Genomic DNA, 18,629 nt, shown 5'->3' with positions numbered 1-18,629 from the left:
ATCGTCGAGACATGACTAGCGGCACGGCAACGACGGCGGACCACCTTCGCGCGGCACTCGACGGCCCATGGGCGGCCGTCCGGGACGAAGCCCGCACCCTGCTGGCCGGGGAGGAGTTCACCGCCGATCCCTACCTCGACTACAAGGCCGCTCGGGCGCGGGTGCTCGAGCAGATGAAGGCGATCTCCACCATGGGTTTCGCCGAACGCGGTTTCCGCAGGGAGAACGGCGGCACCAGTGAGCCGGGCGCCGCTGTGGTCGGCCTGGAGATGCTGGCGTACGCGGATCTGTCGCTGTGGGTCAAATCGGGTGTGCAGTGGGGACTTTTCGGCGGCGCCGTGGAGAACCTCGGCACCGAACGGCACCGGGAGTACATCGAGCGGTTGATCTCGCTGGACCTGCTCGGCTGCTTCGCCATGACCGAGTCCGGGCACGGCAGCGACGTCGCCAACCTGGAGACCACGGCGACCTACGACCCGGACACCGAGGAGTTCGTGGTGCACTCGCCGACGCCGTCGGCGCGCAAGGACTACATCGGCGGCGCGGCCGAACACGCCAGGATGGCCGCGGTGTTCGCGCAGCTCATCACGCGCGGCGAGAACAAAGGCGTGCACTGCCTGCTGGTGCCGATCCGGGACGAGAACGGCGCCGATCTACCGGGCGTGACCACCTACGACGACGGTCTCAAAGGCGGCTTGCCCGGCGTGGACAACGGGCGCATCGTCTTCGATCACGTGCGCGTGCCCCGGGAGAACCTGCTCAACCGCTATGCCGACGTCGCGCCGGACGGCACCTACAGCTCGGAGATCGAGAATCCGAGCCGCCGGTTCTTCACCACGCTCGGCACGCTGGTCCGCGGGCGGGTCAGTGTCGGCGGCGCGGCGGCGGCGGGCGCGCGCGTGGCCTTGAGCATCGCGGTGCGCTACGCGTTGCAGCGCCGCCAGTTCTCCGACCCCGACACCGGGGTGGAGACCGTGCTGCTGGACTACCGCAGCCATCAGCGCCGCCTGCTGCCATTGGTCGCGAAGTCCTACGCGCTCGCGTTCGCGCAGAACGACCTGGTGCGGCGGATGCACCTGGTGCAGACCGGCCAGAATCTCGAGCCCGGCGCGCAGCGCGCACTGGAGAAGCGCGCGGCCGGCCTGAAGGTCGCGCAGACCGCGCATGCCACCCGCGCCATCCAGGAATGCCGCGAGGCGTGCGGCGGTGCGGGGTATCTCACGGAGAACCGGCTGGTCACGCTGAAGGCCGACACCGATGTCTTCACCACCTTCGAAGGCGACAACGTCGTGCTGACCCAGTTGGTGGCGAAGGAACTGCTGACCGCCTACGCCGACGAGGTGCGCGACCTGGACGCGCTGGGCTGGGTGCGCTTCGCCGCCACCATGGCCGGTGACGTGGTGCGCAAGCGGTCCGGTGTGCGTCAACTGATCCAGACCCTGCGTGACCGCGGGGACGACTCCATCGACGAGGGCGACCTGTCGCGCCGGGTGGTGCAGCTGCAATTGTTCGCCGACCGTGAGGACTACCTGGTCCGCACCGCCGCGCACCGGCTGCGCGCCAGGGCCGAGGAGACCGGCCCGTTCGAGGCGTTCAACAACGCCCAGGACCACATCCTGGCCGCGGGCGCCGCGCATATCGACCGGCTGGTGCTGGAGGCGTTCATCGAAGGAATCTCCGACATCGAGGATCCGGCCGCGCGCGAACTCGCCGATTGGATGTGCGACCTGTTCGTCTACTCCACCATCGAGGAGAACCAGGCCTGGTACATCATGCACCGGTTCATGTCGGTGGACCGGGCCAAGACCGTGCGCCGCGGGGTGAACGAACTGGTCGACCGGCTGCGTCCGCACGCGCTGACCCTGGTGGAGGCCATGGGCGTGCCGGAGACCATGCTGCGCGCGGCCATGCTCGACGACGCCAGCGTCTTCCAGCGCGACCAGCCGGTGCCGGCGTCGTCGTAGCGGCCCTGCCGCCGCGCTCGCCGGCGGCCGGTCAGCCCGGTCCGTACGCCGCGAGCGCGGTGACCAGGAACCACACGACCCAGACGAAGCCGACGACCATGCCGATGGCCAGTACGGTGCGCATCACCGCGCGCCCGAAGTCCATGTCGCCGGACTCGCGCGGGTACAGCTTCCACGGGCTGTACCAGGGCGCCCGGATGACGAAGCCGGAGGCCTGCGCTTCCCGTTCGGCCTGGGCGAGTTCCTCCGCGTAGGCCTCGGCCTGCGCCTGGTTGGGCCCGCCGTGCCAGAGCGTGATGTCGATCGGGCCGAGGAAGCCCTCGTTGAGCAACTCCTGCGGCGCGGGCAGGTAGGGCAGGATGCCGAGACCGCGGAACGCGACGGCGACGTCGTTGGCCGTCCAGAGGAATTTCTCCTCGGTGGCGAGCGCGTCGAAATAGTGCCGCAGCCGCCGCGGATCGTCGCCGATGATCACGTCGAAACTCGGGTCGGCCCACCGCTGTTCGAGCTGCAGCTGCGCGCCCGGCATCGGGACGAGCAGGGCGACGCCGTGCACCACCCGCTGCCCGAGGCCGCGGGCGGCCAGCCATTCCTGCAGCGCGAAGGTGTGCTCGCGCGACTTGTCCAGCGGCGTGCGGCGGTCGCGGCTCTCCGTCGCCACCGGTTCGCCGTTGATGGTCCACTCGCCGTTCAGCGGGACCTCGAGCACGCCGTCCTGGCGCGCGACCAGCGCGTCGGCCTCGATCACCACGCAACTGGTCGGGGTCCAGATCACGGCATCGAACTGGTGCAGCCGATCCTTGTGGAACAGGCTGCAGGTGATGGTCGCGACACCGTGCGGACTGTCGGGGTCCTTCCAGGTGCGCAGCCAATCGATCAGCGCCCGCTCGGCATTGGTGCCTGCGGCGTTCTGGACTCGCACGAGCATTGGCGTCCACCCTTCACGTCGGCACTCGACAGTGGACAGGATACGAGGTGCCGCAACGGATTCGCCGCGCCAGTGCCGCCCGGCGGCGTGTCGGGCGCGAAGCGCGGTGGCCGGGCTACTCCGGCTCCTCGGCGTCGATCCGGCCCGCTCGCACGGCCTCGGTCAGTTCGGCATGGTCGGCTTCGGTGCGGTCGGCATAGCGCACCGCGAACGCGGCCACCGCGTCGTCGAAGCGCTCGTCGTCGTCCAGATACCCCGAGAGCAACCGCGGGTCCAACGAGCGGGAATGGGCCCTGGCCAGCAGCGCGCCCGCCAGCCGTCCGTAGTCGTCGAGATCGTCCGCGGGCAGCTCGGCGGGATCGATGCTGCCCTTCATGTTGCGGAATTGCCGGACGATGAACGGCAATTCCGCGCCGTCTCCGCCCGGGACGAGGGACGTCCATCCGAGCAGGAGATCGGACTCGGATTGAACGAGCCTGGCGCCCCGCACGATTCGCTCACCCTCGTGCCGGGCGGCGGGCGTCGGCAGGAACGGGGCGAGCGCCGCCGTCGCGGCCTGCTTCACCTGCAGGACCAGCGCCTCGCCGTCGTTGCCGTGCAACAGCGCCAGGTAACTGTGCAGGCCGACGCTGCCGGTCCCGACGATCCGGAAGGCGATGTCGGACACCGCGAAGCGGGCCAGCAGATTGCGCCGCGATTCGGGCAGGGTGTCGGCGTAACGCTCCAGCCCGCCGATCACCGCCTCCGCGACGCGCTCGTCCACCGCGGTGAGAATCGGAGGATCGCTGACGAAGCGGTGCTTGCGGATGCCGGTCCGGTGATCCTCGAGGTGCTCGGTCCACTTGGCCACCACCTTGGCGCTGGTGTTCTTGCGGGCCTTCTTCGCCGCCTTCTCGAAGTCGTCGAGCAGGTCGTCGGCCTTGGCCCTGGCCAGCACCGACTCGTCGGGCAGCGCGCACCAGGACGTCATGAACGGCATCGCGGCCAGCTCCGCCACGGCCAGGCGGTAGGAACGGGCGGCGTCGCGCGCCGCGGTGCGGCACTCGTCCTCGTCGGCGCCTGCCTCGCGGCCGGCCAGCACCAGACCGGCCGCAAGGCGCTCCAGGTCCCATTCCCACGGGCCGGGCACGGTCTCGTCGAAATCGTTGATGTCCATGATGATCTCGCCGCGCGCGGTGCCGTACAGGCCGAAATTCGCCGGGTGCGCGTCACCGCAGAGCTGGGCGGTGAGACCGCTGTCCGGGCCACCCGCCAGATCGGCCGCCATCAAGCCCGCCGCACCCCGGTAGAAGGTGAACGGCGAGGCGATCATCCGCCCGATCCGCAGCGGGATCAGATGCGGCAGCCGGCCCGCGTTGCTCGCCGCGACGAAGTCGAGCACGCTGGGACGCCGGGCTCCGGTGGCCTCCCGGTCCCGCGCGATGACCGGAACCCGCTGACGCAGCGCGTGTCCCCGAGCGCGCACCTCCGCGGCGGGAACATAGGAGCGCAGGTCGATACCACTGTCTGACACGACGGATCACGCTAGCCGGTGGCAACCGTCCCTGCCGCGTGGTGTCGGCCTCACTGGGCCGGAATGCGAGGCGGTGCGGGCTCGATCGGCAAACGCAGAGCGCCCGGCGCAGCGGCGGGTACCGCTGGTCGCGCGGGCGGCACCGCGGCGACGCGCCGGTAGGGCGACCCCAGTTCCGGTCGCGGGTCCGGATCGCCACGGTTGGGCCAGAACGCCATCGCGCGCTCGGCTTGCGCGGTGATCGTCAGCGAGGGGTTCACGCCGAGATTGGCGGTGACCGCGGAGCCGTCCGCGACGTGCAGGCCGGGATGGCCGTAAACCCGTTGGTAGGGGTCGACCACGCCGGTGCTCGGGCTGTCGCCGATCACGCAGCCGCCGATGTAATGGGCGGTGGCCGGGATGTCGAACACGTCCATGATCAGCCCGTGGGTGTCGCCGTCGACCTTCGCGCCGAACCGCCTGCCGATGTCGTGGGCCAGCGGGATCCAGGTCGGGTTCGGCTCGCCGGTGCCCTGCCTGGTGCGCAGCCGCCCGCGTTCGCGGAACGAGGTCAGCGAGTTGTCCAGCGACTGCATGATCAGCAGAATCACCGACTTCTCCGAGGCGTGCCGCGCGTCGAGGCTGCGCAGGAACACCAGCGGATGCAGCACGATCGCCAGCAGGAAGCGCAGGAAGCGGAACGCGCCGCCGTCCACGATCGGCACCGACATCGGGAACAGCGCGTTCTGGCCCTTGCCGTAGTGACACACCTCGACGTGGGTGTCGGGCTCCGGGTGGATCGATGAGGTGATCGCGATGCCCTCGGCGAAGTCGCGGCGGGCCCGGCTGACCACGTTGAGGATGGCCTCGGAGTTGCTGCGGGTGAGTTCGCCGAGCCGGGGGGACAGGTGCGGCAGCGCGCCGTCGTCGCGCATCTTGTGCAGCAGTTTCTGGGTGCCGAGCGCGGCGCCGGCGAACACCACCTGCTCGGCGGTGAAGGTTCTGCGTTGCTTGCGGATCCAGCGGCCGGAGCGCTCGGTGTCGACGGCGTACCCGCCGCCGGGCAGTGGCCGCACGGCGGTGGCGGTGGTCATCGGGTGAACCTGCGCACCGGCCTGCTCGGCGAGGTAGAGATAGTTCGTGGTGGTGGTGTTCTTGGCGTTGTGCGGGCAGCCGGTGAAGCAGCGCGCGCAGTGCACACAGCCGTTGCGGCGCGGGCCCGCTCCGCCGAAGTAGGGGTCGTCGACCTCGGTGCCCGGATCGCTCTCGTTGAAGAACACCCCGACATCGGTCGGATGGTAGGTGTCGGCCACGCCGAGGTCTTCGGCGATCTCCCGGATCACCTCGTCGGCCGGGGTCGTGCGCGGGTTCGGCGCCACGCCGAGCATGCGCTTGGCCTGGTCGTAGTAGGGCGCCAGTTCCGCGCGCCAATCGGTGATGTGCGCCCACTGCCGGTCGGTGTAGAAGTTCGGCAGGGGTTCGTAGAGCGTGTTCCCGTAGATCAGCGAGCCGCCGCCCACGCCGGCGCCGGAGAAGACCGCGCACTTGCCGAGCAGGCTGATCCGCTGCGGACCGGTGAGGCCCAGGCGCGGCGCCCAGATCGATTTGCGGACATTCCAATTCGTGCGCGGGATGTCCTCGGCGTTCCATCGGCGGCCCGACTCGAGCACGCCGACCCGGTAACCCTTCTCGGTGAGCCGCAGGGCGCTGACGCTCCCGCCGAAGCCGGAGCCGATCACCGCCACGTCGTAGTCGAATGCGGACATGACTTCCTCTCGCTCACCGGCCACACAGTGAGAAATATTTCAAATCATTCTGTCATCGCCGCGCTGTGGCGGGAACCATCCTCGCACGGGGCGCGCCGCCCCGATATCCGGAAATTCGGCCTGTGCGGATGGCGAGGACCGGGGTCGGTGGGGTATGCACGGGGCGTGACAACCGAATCGGGCGCCGCCCAACCGGAGGAACGCGCCGCCGACGGCGGAGTGCGGGGCATCTTCGCCGACCGCATCCTGACCGTGCCGAACGTGCTGAGCGTGCTGCGCCTGCTCGGCGTCCCGCTGTTCCTGTGGTTGCTGCTGATCGAGCGGGCCGATGGCTGGGCGTTCGCTCTGCTGGTCGTCAGCGGCGTCACCGACTTCCTGGACGGCAAGCTCGCCCGGCTGCTCGAGCAGTCCTCCCGGCTGGGAGCCCTGCTCGACCCGTTCGTCGACCGGCTCTATCTGGTCACCACGCTGGCGGCCTTCGTGATCCGCGGCCTGATGCCGTGGTGGGTGGCCGTGATCCTGGTGGGGCGCGACCTCGTGCTCACCGCGACGCTGTCGGTGTACAAGCGCCGCGACCTGCCCCCGCCGGAGGTGATCTACCTGGGCAAGGCGGCCACCTTCGCGCTGATGTCCGCGCTGCCGTGGCTGCTGGCCGGGCAGATGGACTGGGCTGCCGCCGGTTTCGGGCGTGCCTTCGGCGGGGCACTGCTGATCTGGGGCACCGTGGTCTATGTCTGGACCGGCGTGCTCTATACCGGCAAAGCCATCGCGGTCGCAAGAGCGATACCGGCTGTGGGGCATCGGACGGCCTAGCCGATAGAGTTTGCGTGCAACGTTCAAACGAAAGGACGGCCTGTGACCCAGACCCCCGAGGATCTGCGCTACACCGAGGAGCACGAGTGGGTACGCCGGATCGCCCCGACCCGGGTGCGGGTGGGCATCACCGACTACGCCCAGTCTCAACTCGGTGACGTTGTGTTCGTGCAGCTGCCCGAGACGGACGCGGACGTGGCCGCCGCGGACAGCATCGCGGAGGTGGAGTCGACCAAGAGCGTGTCCGACATCTACGCGCCGCTGAGCGCGAAAGTCGTTGCGGTGAACGACAAGCTGACCTCGGAGCCGGAGACGTTGAACACCGATCCCTACGGTGACGGATGGCTGTTCGAGTTGGAGGTGGGCGATGCGGCGAGTCTCGACGCGACGCTCGGTGAACTGCTCGATGCCGCAGGTTATCAAGGAGTTATCGGGGGCTGAGGCAGCCTTCCCAGTTCTACCTGCACGGGTGCGGCCCGGCAGGGTACGGTCAATGCCAACAGATGCACCCGGCGGCTGCGCCGGGAATCTAGAGACTCGACGGCAGGTCGTGGTGCCAGAGGCATCACCTGCTTGCATGGATAATCAGGTTCGAGGAGGAGAGAAACGGTGAGCGAGAACAAAGACCCGGGTTACGGGGAGACCGCGGCCGAGACGACGTCGGTCTTCCGCGCGGATTTCCTGAACGAGGTCGACGCGTCGCGCTCCGGAGAGCCGACCGGCGAGCAGCCGGTCCAAGGGGTCGAGGGTCTGCCCGTTGGCGCGGCCCTCCTGGTCGTCAAGCGCGGCCCGAACGCGGGCTCGCGGTTCCTGCTGGATCAGCCGACCACGTCGGCGGGGCGCCACCCCGACAGTGACATCTTTCTCGACGACGTCACCGTCAGCCGCAGGCACGCCGAGTTCCGACAGGACGACGATTCCTTCCAGGTCGTCGACGTGGGCAGCCTGAACGGCACGTATGTGAACCGGGAGCCGGTGGACTCCTCCGAACTGCAGAACGGTGACGAGGTCCAGATCGGCAAGTTCCGGCTGGTGTTCCTCACCGGACCGCGCGCCCAGGTGTCCGACTCGTCGGCGGGCGCGGGGAGTCTATGACAGCGTCGGCGCCGGGTCGCGCACTTATGAAAGGCTCGGAGTCATGAAGGACCCGGCGCTGTGACCGGTGCGGCGCAGTGGGCACGCGGAGGGATGTCGATCGGCTCCGTGCTCGACCTGCTGCGCCCCGACTTTCCCGACGTCACCATCTCCAAGATCCGCTTCCTGGAAGCGGAGGGCCTGATCCGGCCGGAGCGGACGCCTTCGGGCTACCGCAGGTTCTCCGTGGCGGATGTGGAACGGCTCCGGTTCGTACTGACCGCGCAGCGTGACCAGTACCTGCCGCTGAAGGTGATCAAGGAACAGCTCGAGGCGATCGATAGCGGTGCGGCGACGCTCGGCGTGCGGGAAGCCCGCGCCCGAGCGCACTCCGTCCGGCCCGGGGCGCCGGAGTCCGGGCGGGGCACGCCCGACACCGAACCGGCCGTGCCGGGTTCCGAGCGGGGTGCGCGCCCGGTGGCCGCCCCGCGCAGGCTCGGCGTCGTGCCGAGCGAGATCTCCCCGGAAGATCTGCGGTTCGATCACGAAATCCGGGTCACCCGCGCCGATCTCCTGGACCAGGCCGGGATCGAGGAGAAGTTCCTCAACGACCTCATCCGGGCCAACTTGATCACGCCGGGCCCGGCGGGATATTTCGACGCCGACGCCGTCACGCTGGCCAAAACCGCACGGGCGATGGCCGAATTCGGTTTGGAGGCACGGCATCTGCGTGCGTTCAAGCTCGCCGCCGACCGGGAGGCCGCGCTCGTGGCGCAGATCGTCGCCCCGATCGCGAAGAGCCGGGACGCTGGTGCGCGCGCCCGTGCGGAGGAGACGGTGCGCGAACTGGCCGCGCTGTCGCTGACCTTGCACACCTGTCTGGTCAAGTCCTCGGTCCGGGGCTCGCTCGGGGGCTGACCCCCGTCGGGCCCCTCGGCCCGGAGGTCGCGGCGATCCAACACCCTGATTTCTGCTGTGCAGACGGATCGCTGGACCGGTGCCGGTTCGCCTAGACTCGTGGTACGGCGAGCTCTGCAGCGGTCATGCCGGGCCGGCGGCGAGTATGGGAGGCAGTGCGATGAGCGAAATGCGCGTGATCGGCATCCGTGTCGAGCAGCCACAGAACCAGCCCGTGCTGTTGCTCCGCGAAGTGGCGGGCGACCGGTATCTGCCGATCTGGATCGGGCAAGCCGAGGCGACGGCGATCGTGCTCGAGCAGGAGGGGGTGACCCCGATCCGCCCGCTGACGCACGACCTGATCAAGGTCCTGATCACCGAGTTGGGGCACACCCTGAAGGAAGTGCGGATCGTCGATCTGCAGGAGGGCACCTTCTACGCGGATCTGGTCTTCGAGAACGATCTGCGGATCTCGGCGCGGCCGTCGGATTCGGTTGCGATCGCCTTGCGGGTGGGTTGCCCGATCCATGCCGAGGAGTCGGTTCTGGAGGAGGCCGGCCTCGTCATGCCGGACGAGCGCGAGGACGAGGTGGAGAAGTTCAAAGAATTCCTGGAGTCGGTGTCTCCCGACGACTTCAAGGCGACCGATAGCTGAAGTAGAGGTCGAGACTTTTCCCGCGCGTCGCGTTTGGCTCGATGACGTCGCTGGCTGGACAATCGTGGGGAGTAATCTCGACAGTTGGGCCACGACCGTTTCGGCCGAATCCGCACCGATTCGGTCGGTGACGGCGCCGGGTCATCGATGAGGCTGGGAATGCGTCGGCGAAGCAAGGGAGTGGTCAGTGGCAGAGCAATCGCAGGATGTGGTACAGCCAGGACTGTTCCCCGACGACTCGGTACCCGACGATCTGGTGGGCTATCGCGTTCCCAGTGCGTGTCAGGTGGCCGGAATCACCTACCGGCAGCTCGACTACTGGGCGCGCACCGGTCTGGTGGTGCCCTCCATCCGCAGCGCGGCGGGCTCGGGTAGTCAGCGGCTGTACTCGTTCAAGGACATCCTGGTCCTGAAGATCGTCAAGCGGCTGCTCGACGCGGGCATCTCGCTGCAGAACATCCGGATCGCCGTCGATCATCTGCGCAGTCGAGGGGTGCAGGACTTGGCGGGGATCACGCTGTTCTCCGATGGCACCTCGGTGTACGAGTGCACCTCGGCCGAGGAGGTCGTCGATTTACTGCAGGGCGGGCAGGGCGTCTTCGGGATCGCGGTGAGCGGCGCCATGCGGGAGCTGACCGGCGCCATCGCGAACTTCCCCGCCGAGCGCGCGTCGGCGATCACCGAACGTCCGGAGGACGAGCTGTCGTTCCGTCGCAAGGCGCGGATGAACCGCAAGACGGGCTAGGATTCGCGGGTTCGGCGCGGAACGAAATGAACAAAACGCACGCACGGCCGGGCAAGGCGTCGAGCCTCCCGGCCGTGCGTTGTGGACATGCCGTCGGCGGTGGGTAGCAGGGCCACGGTGGCAGCGAGAGGGGGGCGCTGTGCAGACAGGCGACATCACCGGGCTCGTCGGCCCGATCGGCCGCATCGACGCGTTTCCGACCGTCGACGAACTGAACCGATACGCCGACGCGCTGGCGGCCGGTCATCCGGACCGGATCTCGATCACCGAACTCGGACGTTCCCGCGGCGGCGACCCGATCCGGGAGGTGACGATCGGGTCCGGCGACCGGCACATTCTGGTGTTCGGCAATCCGCACCCGAACGAGCCCATCGGCATGGCCACGATCCGTCACCTGCTCGGCCGGATGGCGGCGGACGAGACGGTGACAGTGGGCGCCACCTGGCATTTCCTGCTGTGCGTCGACCCGGACGGCACCCGGTTGAACGAGGGCTGGTTCGCCGGTCCGCACACCAGAACCGGCGTGGCACGCGGCTTCTACCGCCCACCGGCGACCGAGCAGCCGGAATGGTGCTTCCCGACCGAGTGGCGCGGCAAGCGGGTGGGGGTGCCGTTGCCGGAGACGGAGGCGATGATGGCGCTGATCGACCGCACCCGGCCCGCGCTGATCGCCTCGCTGCACAACGCGGAATTCGGCGGCGGGTTCTTCTACACCGCCGGCGGCGATCCCGAGTACTGGGCGGCGTTGACCGCCGGGCTTTCCGCCGCGGGCGTGCCGATCTACCGGGGCGAACCCGACGCGCCGGGCGCTCGCGCGCTGGCGCCGGGCGTCTTCGAGCTGCCGCTGTTCGGTGCGATGGCCGATCTGCTCGCGGCCCAAGGGCTCGACGCGGTCGCCGCGCTGGGCGGGGGCGGCTGCCGGGACTACGCGGCGCGCTACGGCACGGCCATCCTGGTCTGCGAATTGCCGCTCTGGGTGGATTCCCGCATCGGCGACGGCTCGGCGGGCGACCGGGTGCTCGGCGACCTGCTCGACGCCACGGCCGCCGACTATCGGGCCATGGCCGAGGTCGCCGCCGCGGTGCTGGCCCGCGTGGACGGTGAATTGAGCGGTCGCAGCCCGTTCGAACGATCGGTGCGCGCACTGGTCGCCGGGCTGCCCGGTCTCGCCGTGAGCAGGCAGTCCGTGCCGCAGCGGGATCGGATCGCGACCAGGGGCGAGATTTTCGTCGAGCAGTACGACTGGACCGCGATGCTGCGCCTGCGGCTGGGCGGCATGTTGCTGCGCCTGCTGGAGGACGAGTACGCGCGCGGCGGCGCGCCGGCGCTGGCCGTCGAGCGCGACCGGTTCGCCGCGGTGTTCGACCGATGGTGCGCCGACGTGGAGCACAACGCGCCCGGCGTCGCGGTGCCGCTGGCTCGTCTGGTCGGCGTGCAAGCGGAGTCCATCGTGCTCGCCGCGACGAGGCTGCGCGCGGGACTGGCCATCTGACGGGTGACGCCGGCTCGGTCCACGAGTGACCAGAACGACACGGGGCGGGCGGGGTCCCGTGGCGCGCTCCGGCGTGTCGTCGGCTTAGACTGGCGGTGCGTCGCCGCCGTGCGGGAGAGCCTCGGTCCGGAAACGAGTCCGAGCGCCGAAGGAGCAGCACCTCCCCGTCAATCTCTCAGGCAAAAAGGACCGTGCGGGCTTCGGCGCCTCTGGAAAGCGGCGGCTTCGAGCCGCCCGCCCATGGGGAAAGGGGCTCGGCCACCGGTCGGGGTACCCGAATCTCTCAGGCGCCACGACAGAGGGGGAGGGCCGGTACCCGTCGACCGCCCGGTCGACCCCGCCCGACCTTGGGAGCTGTTGTGACTCGCTCATTCGCCGACCGCCATATCGGACCCGACCGGGAGGAACTGGCCCGGATCCTGGACGTCGTCGGCGTGTCGTCGCTGGACGAGCTGGCCGCCGCCGCGCTGCCGGCGAGCATCCTGGACGGCGACGGCCTGGCCGGGCTGCCCACCGCGGGCTCCGAGCACGAGGTGCTCGCCGAACTCGCCGAACTGGCCGCGTCCAACACCGTGGCCACCTCGATGATCGGGCTCGGCTACTACGACACGCTGACCCCGCCGGTGCTGGTGCGCAATCTGCTGGAGAATCCCGCCTGGTACACCGCCTACACGCCCTATCAACCCGAGATCAGCCAGGGCAGGCTGGAGGCGCTGCTCAACTTCCAGACCATGGTGTCGGAGTTGACCGGCATGGATGTCGCCAACGCGTCCATGCTGGACGAGGCCACCGCCGCCGCCGAGGCGATGACGCTGCTGCGACGCGCGGGCAAATCGAAGTCCGCCCGGCTGGTCGTCGACCGCGACCTGTTCCCGCAGACCAGGACCGTGCTTTACACCCGAGCCGAACCGCTCGGCCTGCAGATCGTGGAGGCGGACCTGTCGGCCGGTGAGCTGCCGGAGGGGGAGTTCTTCGGTGTGCTCGCGCAGACGCCTGGCGCGTCCGGCCGCATCGTCGACCTGACCGAGGTGATCGCCGCGGCACACGAGCGCGGCGCCTTGGTGGCGGTCGGGGCCGACCTGCTGGCGATGACGCTGATCACGCCGCCCGGTGAGCAGGGCGCCGACGTGTGCTTCGGCACCACCCAGCGTTTCGGCGTCCCGCTCGGTTTCGGCGGCCCGCACGCCGGATACCTCGCGGTGCGGCAGGCGCACGCCCGCCAGCTGCCCGGCCGCCTGGTCGGCGTCTCGGTGGACGCGGACGGCGCCGTGGCCTACCGGCTCGCCTTGCAGACCCGCGAGCAGCACATCCGCCGGGAGAAGGCGACCTCGAACATCTGCACCGCGCAGGTGCTGCTGGCCGTCGTGGCCGCCATGTACGCCTCCTACCACGGCGCCGACGGGCTGCGGGCGATCGCTCGCCGGGTGCACGGGCACGCCGCGGCGATCGCGGCCGGGCTGGACGGCGCCGTGGTGCACGACAGCTTCTTCGACACCGTGCTGGCGCACGTGCCAGGCGGCGCGGAAGCCGTTGTGGCGAAAGCGAAGTCGCGGGGGATCAATCTGCGCCTGGTCGACGCCGACCACGTCGGCATCGCGTGTGACGAGGCCACCACCGACGCGCACGTCGCGGCCGTGCTCGAATCCTTCGGTACCGCGGTGTCCGCCGAATCCGGTGCGCCCGCGCCGGTCGCGGCGATCGAGAACCGGACCTCGCAGTTCCTGACCCACCCGGCGTTCACGAAGTACCGGACCGAGACGGCGATGCTGCGGTATCTGCGCGCACTGTCCGACAAGGACATCGCGTTGGACCGCAGCATGATTCCGCTGGGCTCCTGCACCATGAAGCTCAACGCCACCGCCGAGATGGAGGCCATCACCTGGCCCGGATTCGCGCGGGTGCATCCCTACGCGCCGGTCGAGGACGCGCCCGGTCTGCTGCGGGTGATCGCTGACCTGGAACGCTGGCTGTCGGACATCACCGGCTACGACTCGGTGAGCCTGCAGCCCAACGCGGGCAGCCAGGGCGAGTACGCGGGACTGCTGGCGATCCGCCGCTACCACCTCGATCGCGGCGACACCCATCGCGACACCTGCCTCATCCCGTCGAGCGCGCACGGCACCAACGCGGCGTCGGCGGCCATGGCCGGGCTGCGGGTGGAGGTGGTGAAGTGCCGCGCCAACGGCGACGTCGACCTCGACGACCTGCGCGCCAAGATCGCCGATCACGCCGATCGCCTGGCCTGCATCATGATCACCTATCCGTCCACGCACGGCGTGTACGAGCACGAGGTCGCCGAGCTGTGCGCGCTGGTGCACGACGCGGGCGGACAGGTCTACGTGGACGGCGCGAACCTGAACGCGCTGGTCGGACTCGCGCGGCCGGGCCGCTTCGGCGGCGACGTGAGCCATTTGAACCTGCACAAGACCTTTTGCATCCCGCACGGTGGCGGCGGCCCCGGGGTCGGTCCGGTGGCGGTGCGCGCGCACCTGGCGCGGTACCTGCCCGGCGATCCGCTGGAAACGGGGTCGCACGCGGTGTCGGCGGCGAAGTACGGTTCGGCTTCGATTCTGCCGATCACCTGGGCCTATATCCGCATGATGGGCGCCGACGGGCTGCGTCGCGCCACGCTGTCGGCGATCGCTTCGGCGAACTACATCGCGCGGCGGCTCGACGAGTACTTCCCGGTGCTCTACACCGGCGAGCGCGGCATGGTGGCGCACGAGTGCATCCTGGACCTGCGCGAGATCACCAAACGCACCGGCGTCACCGTCGACGATGTGGCGAAACGATTGGCCGACTACGGGTTCCACGCGCCGACGATGAGTTTCCCGGTGGCCGGCACGTTGATGGTCGAGCCCACCGAGAGCGAGAACCTCGCCGAACTGGACGATTTCATCGAGGCGATGATCGCGATCCGGGCGGAGATCGACCAGGTCGCCGCAGGGGTGTGGCCGGTGACCGACAACCCGCTGCGCGGCGCGCCACACACCGCGGCGTCGCTGGTGGGCGAGTGGGATCACCCCTACAGCCGGGAAGTCGCCGTGTATCCCCGTGGCCTCGGGCATGCCAGGGCGAAGGTGTGGCCGCCGGTGCGCCGGATCGACGGCGCCTACGGCGACCGGAACCTGATGTGCGCCTGTCCGCCGCTGGAGGCGTACGCGGACTGACCACCGGTCCGGTCGCGTATCTGCCTCACCGCGCGGCGGCCGCCTTCGCGTAGGTGTTCGCCAGATCGGGTCAGCCGCCCGCGCTGCCGACGGCGTCGTGCATGGACTGGTGAGAGTTCGGTCTTCCGCAGAGCAGGGCGCTACGGCGTGGTGAGAGCCTTGACGACGGCGGAGCCGAAGCCGATGTCGTCGGAGGTGGTCAGCCGGGTGTAGCTTCCGCCGGTCTGTTTCGCCAGGTCCTGGAGTGTCTGGGTGCCGTTGCCGCCGATCACGACGACATCCACCCGCACCGGCCGGGCGGGGTCGGTCGCCGCGGTGATGTCCGCCGCCAGTTGGGTGCCGGTGACCGACGAATCGTCGTCGGGTCCGTCGGTGATCAGCAGGACCGAATTGGTGTGGCCCGGCGTGTACCCGGCGACGGCGCTCTTGTACGCCGCGATCAGCGACGGGTAGGCCTGGTCCGATCGGTTCTCGCTCGGGCGAACCGAACTCAGCGCGGTGCCGATCTTCGTGCGCTGGTCGGTGGTCAGCGGGGCGGTGGCGGCGGCCACCTGGTACGGCGTGCTGCCGTCGAGGTTCTTGCCGAAGGTCCACACACCGAGCCCGAACTCGGGTGGCATGACCGTCATCGTGGAATTCAGCGCGGCCAGGACGTTCGCCAGACGGGTCGTGGCGCCCTCCGCGGTCCCCATCGACGCCGACACGTCGACCAGGGCGGTGGACCGCACGCCGAGGACGGGGTCGGCCAGGGTGGCGCGCACCTTGTCGAGCGCGCCACGGGGCGGGACGGCGGCCGCGGTCTGCGGCGAGGCGAATCCCGCCGCGACGAAGGCTTGCGCCTGCTCGGGCTTGCGCAGGTAGTCGGTGAACCGTCCGGCGATGAGGTTCTGCGTCTTGTCCACCCACGCGCCGGACATCAAGGCGGCCGGGTAGTCGGCCACGAGCGCGGACCCGGCGGGCCGGAACGCCGCGACGCCAGGAAACCCCTTCAGTTGCTGTTCGGTAGCGGCAATCGCGTGCACGGGTCCGTCCTGTGCCGTGAGCCGCGTCAGCGCGGCCGCGGCGTCGGACGCTTCGGGGGCGTCGGCGGCGAGCCCGGAGATCGCGGCGACCACCTGGCCGGACCGCGCGGCCTGCTCGCTGAGCGGTTCCGCGCCCGAGACCGCGGAGCCGACCGCCGTGGCCGCGGCGAGCGTGGCGTCACCCGCGGGCAGGGCCATCCGCAGCCCGCCCCAGCCGTTCAGGCCGATCTCGCCGAGCGAGCCCTGCTGCAATCGCGGCAGATCCGCCCAGGACGCGTCGGCCTGCTCCAGGGCGCGACGCAGGTCCTCCGGCACGGCGAGCACGATCGGGCTGGCGGCGACGGACACCGGCGTGCCCTCGATCAGGCCGGGAACCCGCATGGACTCGATGGAGCGGGTGGAATCGGCGATCCACAGCGCAGGCTGCGGGCCGAGCGCCTGATCCCACGGCTTGCCGCTGGTGAACGCGGAAACGACCGCGGCGGACGGCTGCGCGGTCACCTCGACCCGCGCACAGTGGTCGCGCACCTTCGGCTGGGTGGCGTTGTAGCCGTCGGCGGCGGCGCGCACCTGCGCGGCGATGCCGGGATCGGCGGTGACGTAGAGCGTCGCGGGCCCCTCCACGCATTCGGCCGCCGCCGCGCTGTCCTGATTCGCCGCGCGATCGCGCAACTGGAACCAGCCGACGACGATCGCGGCCAGTAACGCAACGGCGACCACTGCGATAACCGGACCTTTGCTGACGCCCCGGGATCTGGTTGCGCTGCGATGAGTGCCCACGCGCTCAGTGTATGGTCACCGGCGCCGGGCGAAGTCGTCGAGGCTCCCCCGCACCGGCACGGGTGCGGCGCGGTCGCGCTGTCCCCCCGCCGCGCCGGACGGCACGACGGCGGGACCCCTCAGTCGCGGATGACTCGTCCGCGGTCGAACTCGTGTCCGCCCCACACGCCGGATTGCCCGGTACGGGCGGCGAATTCGCCACAGGCATCCCGGATCGGGCAGCGGGCGCAGACTTCCCGGGCGTAGTCGAAGTCCTGAGATGGGTACGGGAACCAGGCTTCGTGGTTCGGGTCGCCGCGGCAGGCCGCCCGGTGCCACCCTCGGGAATCCGAGAGCGGGAGCAGGTCGGCCAGGGTCAGCTCCGCGACGGCGGTGGTCTCGGTGCGCGTCATCGCGATCTTCTCCTTTCTCGGGTCGTGGTCAGGTCGCGGCGAGTTGCTTCCAGATCCGGCGCTGCTGCCGGATCCGGTGGGTGGGGGCCTTCGGCTCCCAGAGCAGGCGCATGCCCGCCTCCTCCGGGGTGCGGTCCGCCTTGGCCGTGTTGCACGGCGCGCAGCAGGCCACGAGGTTGCTCCAGGTGTTCGGACCGCCCCGCGACCGTGGGCGGATGTGGTCGACGGTGCGCGCCCACCCGGCGCAGTAACCGCACCGGTTCCGGTCGCGGCGCAGCACGCCCGCCAAGGTGGCCCTGCTCTCGTCGTGCACCAGTACGGTGTGCTCGAGGTAGACGTAGCGCAGCAACCGAATAGACTGCGGCAGAGCGATTTCCACGTGCCGGGACCGGATCGGGAAACGCGGCTCGCGGTCGGCGACGGACTCCGCCGCTCCGGCGACCAGCAGCACGACGGCCCGGTCGGCCTTGATCTCGTCGAGCGCCTCGTAGGAGGCGTTCAGCACGAGTACCCCGGTGTGTATCCAATTGTCGGCGGTTATCGCCGCCTGATCGGCGGCACGGCAAAAGGTCATGGGAATCACCATGTTTCGTGCGAGCGGGAGCGAATGAGCAGAGTCGCGGCGATCAGCCGAGGATCTGGAGGCGGCTGCCGACCGGTTCGTCGTGCCGCGCGCGCAACGGCCTGCCGAGCGCGTCGCCCGCGGCCGACGAGCACGCCGCGATGGCATTCATTCGCTTCGTCGTCTCCGGGATCACTGCCGCCCCTCCTCTCCACTGCTCTGCGGCCACCTCGAGGCGGTGACCGGTGTCGAAACACATGGTGGCACAGCGCACCCGCCGTTGTCGGGTCATTTTCCGGCGGCGGCGCGGTGGGTCAGGCCGGTCGCAGTTCGGCCGCGCCGAAGGACACGTCGAACCGGTCGCACCAGATCGCGACGCTGGTCAGCCGGGCCAGGTCGGCATCGGCGGGAATGGGGTAGTTCTGCGAGCCGTGGTTGCCTTTGAGCTTGCCCAGATCGGTGTGGTCGCCGTCGTCGAAGACGAACCACCCGTCGCGGCCCGCGCGCACCGGCGCGTCGGTGAGCCAGACGTGCAGGTCGGGGCCGTCGGAGGTGTCGAGGTCCGTCAATCGCAGCACTCTGCTGCCGTCGGGCAGCAGCAAGACGGTGACGGCGCCGGTGGTGGCGTGCTCGTGTGAGATGAAGGCGCCCTCGGCGATGGTGCGCGGCTGCGACGGCCCGCCGGAGCCCGGCGCTGGGGAAGCCGACGGCGCGGCCTCCTGCACGGTGGTGTCGGTGAACAGCCGCCACGGCTGGAATGCGGCCAGTCCCGCGCCCAGGCCGGCGATCAGCAGTGTCACCGTCACCCAGGTGATCGGCGATCGAGCGATGCTCCGTGCGGACGCCATGGCTGCTCCTCGAAGTGTCGTCGCGGGAC

16 protein-coding genes and 1 riboswitch are annotated in these 18,629 nt (G+C 70.0%); of the genes, 9 read left to right on the top strand and 7 right to left on the bottom strand.

The annotated features are described in order from the left end of the window. Positions 1–11: 11 nt before the first annotated feature. Positions 12–1,964 (top strand): acyl-CoA dehydrogenase family protein, encoded by a 1,953-nt coding sequence (locus ACWDMM_RS06535; RefSeq protein WP_449936320.1) that lies wholly within the window; start codon positions 12–14, stop codon positions 1,962–1,964. A 31-nt stretch (positions 1,965–1,995) separates the two neighbouring features. Here the strand turns inward: ACWDMM_RS06535 and ACWDMM_RS06530 are convergent, their stop codons facing one another. The 3 genes from ACWDMM_RS06530 to ACWDMM_RS06520 form a co-directional block, all read right to left on the bottom strand. After that, on the bottom strand, positions 1,996–2,892 hold the full coding sequence (locus ACWDMM_RS06530; RefSeq protein WP_195078988.1) for a nuclease-related domain-containing protein: 897 nt from the start codon (positions 2,890–2,892) through the stop codon (positions 1,996–1,998). Positions 2,893–3,007: 115 nt separating this feature from the next. Further along, positions 3,008–4,405, bottom strand: coding sequence for a DUF2252 domain-containing protein (locus ACWDMM_RS06525; protein ID WP_195078989.1), 1,398 nt, complete (start codon positions 4,403–4,405; stop codon positions 3,008–3,010). A gap of 50 nt (positions 4,406–4,455) precedes the next feature. Beyond that, complete coding sequence (locus ACWDMM_RS06520) at positions 4,456–6,150, bottom strand: GMC oxidoreductase (protein ID WP_449936315.1); 1,695 nt, start codon at positions 6,148–6,150, stop codon at positions 4,456–4,458. Between the two features lie 219 nt (positions 6,151–6,369). Between ACWDMM_RS06520 and ACWDMM_RS06515 the strand changes: the two genes are divergently transcribed. From ACWDMM_RS06515 to gcvP, 8 genes are all read left to right on the top strand, one after another. Further along, positions 6,370–6,963: a CDP-alcohol phosphatidyltransferase family protein gene (locus ACWDMM_RS06515; protein ID WP_323124110.1), complete on the top strand. Its 594-nt coding sequence runs from the start codon at positions 6,370–6,372 to the stop codon at positions 6,961–6,963. Between the two features lie 42 nt (positions 6,964–7,005). Further along, positions 7,006–7,404, top strand: coding sequence for a glycine cleavage system protein GcvH (gene gcvH, locus ACWDMM_RS06510; protein WP_067811038.1), 399 nt, complete (start codon positions 7,006–7,008; stop codon positions 7,402–7,404). 168 nt (positions 7,405–7,572) lie between these two features. Continuing rightward, on the top strand, positions 7,573–8,058 hold the full coding sequence (odhI, locus tag ACWDMM_RS06505; RefSeq protein ID WP_040866480.1) for an oxoglutarate dehydrogenase inhibitor Odhl: 486 nt from the start codon (positions 7,573–7,575) through the stop codon (positions 8,056–8,058). Between the two features lie 93 nt (positions 8,059–8,151). Next, positions 8,152–8,955 (top strand): transcriptional regulator FtsR, encoded by an 804-nt coding sequence (ftsR, locus tag ACWDMM_RS06500; protein WP_195079413.1) that lies wholly within the window; start codon positions 8,152–8,154, stop codon positions 8,953–8,955. A gap of 160 nt (positions 8,956–9,115) precedes the next feature. Further along, complete coding sequence (locus ACWDMM_RS06495) at positions 9,116–9,589, top strand: bifunctional nuclease family protein (protein WP_159848783.1); 474 nt, start codon at positions 9,116–9,118, stop codon at positions 9,587–9,589. A gap of 187 nt (positions 9,590–9,776) precedes the next feature. Next, the gene (locus ACWDMM_RS06490) at positions 9,777–10,334 is read left to right on the top strand and encodes a MerR family transcriptional regulator (protein ID WP_039797830.1); all 558 of its coding nucleotides are present in this window, start codon (positions 9,777–9,779) and stop codon (positions 10,332–10,334) included. A 139-nt stretch (positions 10,335–10,473) separates the two neighbouring features. Then, complete coding sequence (locus ACWDMM_RS06485) at positions 10,474–11,826, top strand: M14 family zinc carboxypeptidase (protein ID WP_357208806.1); 1,353 nt, start codon at positions 10,474–10,476, stop codon at positions 11,824–11,826. A 101-nt stretch (positions 11,827–11,927) separates the two neighbouring features. Then, positions 11,928–12,028: riboswitch (glycine riboswitch) on the top strand. Positions 12,029–12,185: 157 nt separating this feature from the next. Further along, positions 12,186–14,996, top strand: coding sequence for an aminomethyl-transferring glycine dehydrogenase (gcvP, locus tag ACWDMM_RS06480; protein WP_357208805.1), 2,811 nt, complete (start codon positions 12,186–12,188; stop codon positions 14,994–14,996). A 140-nt stretch (positions 14,997–15,136) separates the two neighbouring features. Here gcvP and ACWDMM_RS06475 read toward each other — a convergent pair whose 3' ends face one another. From ACWDMM_RS06475 to ACWDMM_RS06460, 4 genes are all read right to left on the bottom strand, one after another. After that, entirely contained in the window at positions 15,137–16,798 is a 1,662-nt protein-coding gene (locus ACWDMM_RS06475; protein ID WP_449936309.1) for a VWA domain-containing protein, read from the bottom strand. A gap of 119 nt (positions 16,799–16,917) precedes the next feature. Beyond that, complete coding sequence (locus ACWDMM_RS06470; protein WP_195078995.1) at positions 16,918–17,190, bottom strand: WhiB family transcriptional regulator; 273 nt, start codon at positions 17,188–17,190, stop codon at positions 16,918–16,920. 28 nt (positions 17,191–17,218) lie between these two features. Beyond that, positions 17,219–17,764: an HNH endonuclease gene (locus tag ACWDMM_RS06465; protein WP_323124102.1), complete on the bottom strand. Its 546-nt coding sequence runs from the start codon at positions 17,762–17,764 to the stop codon at positions 17,219–17,221. Positions 17,765–18,066: 302 nt separating this feature from the next. Then, entirely contained in the window at positions 18,067–18,600 is a 534-nt protein-coding gene (locus ACWDMM_RS06460) for a DM13 domain-containing protein (protein WP_357103490.1), read from the bottom strand. Positions 18,601–18,629: the final 29 nt, after the last annotated feature.

This window comes from Nocardia sp. NPDC003726, from assembly GCF_053586955.1.
This window is presented reverse-complemented; position numbering and strand designations above follow the sequence as displayed.

What these genes read in the sequence shown, in the direction of transcription:
- ACWDMM_RS06535 (WP_449936320.1), top strand. Translation starts at nt 12, where the DNA reads ATGACTAGCGGCACGGCAACGACGGCGGACCACCTTCGCGCGGCACTC.
- ACWDMM_RS06530 (WP_195078988.1), bottom strand. Translation starts at nt 2,892, where the DNA reads ATGCTCGTGCGAGTCCAGAACGCCGCAGGCACCAATGCCGAGCGGGCG.
- ACWDMM_RS06520 (WP_449936315.1), bottom strand. Translation starts at nt 6,150, where the DNA reads ATGTCCGCATTCGACTACGACGTGGCGGTGATCGGCTCCGGCTTCGGC.
- ftsR (WP_195079413.1), top strand. Translation starts at nt 8,152, where the DNA reads ATGTCGATCGGCTCCGTGCTCGACCTGCTGCGCCCCGACTTTCCCGAC.
- ACWDMM_RS06495 (WP_159848783.1), top strand. Translation starts at nt 9,116, where the DNA reads ATGAGCGAAATGCGCGTGATCGGCATCCGTGTCGAGCAGCCACAGAAC.
- ACWDMM_RS06470 (WP_195078995.1), bottom strand. Translation starts at nt 17,190, where the DNA reads ATGACGCGCACCGAGACCACCGCCGTCGCGGAGCTGACCCTGGCCGAC.
- ACWDMM_RS06465 (WP_323124102.1), bottom strand. Translation starts at nt 17,764, where the DNA reads ATGACCTTTTGCCGTGCCGCCGATCAGGCGGCGATAACCGCCGACAAT.
- ACWDMM_RS06460 (WP_357103490.1), bottom strand. Translation starts at nt 18,600, where the DNA reads ATGGCGTCCGCACGGAGCATCGCTCGATCGCCGATCACCTGGGTGACG.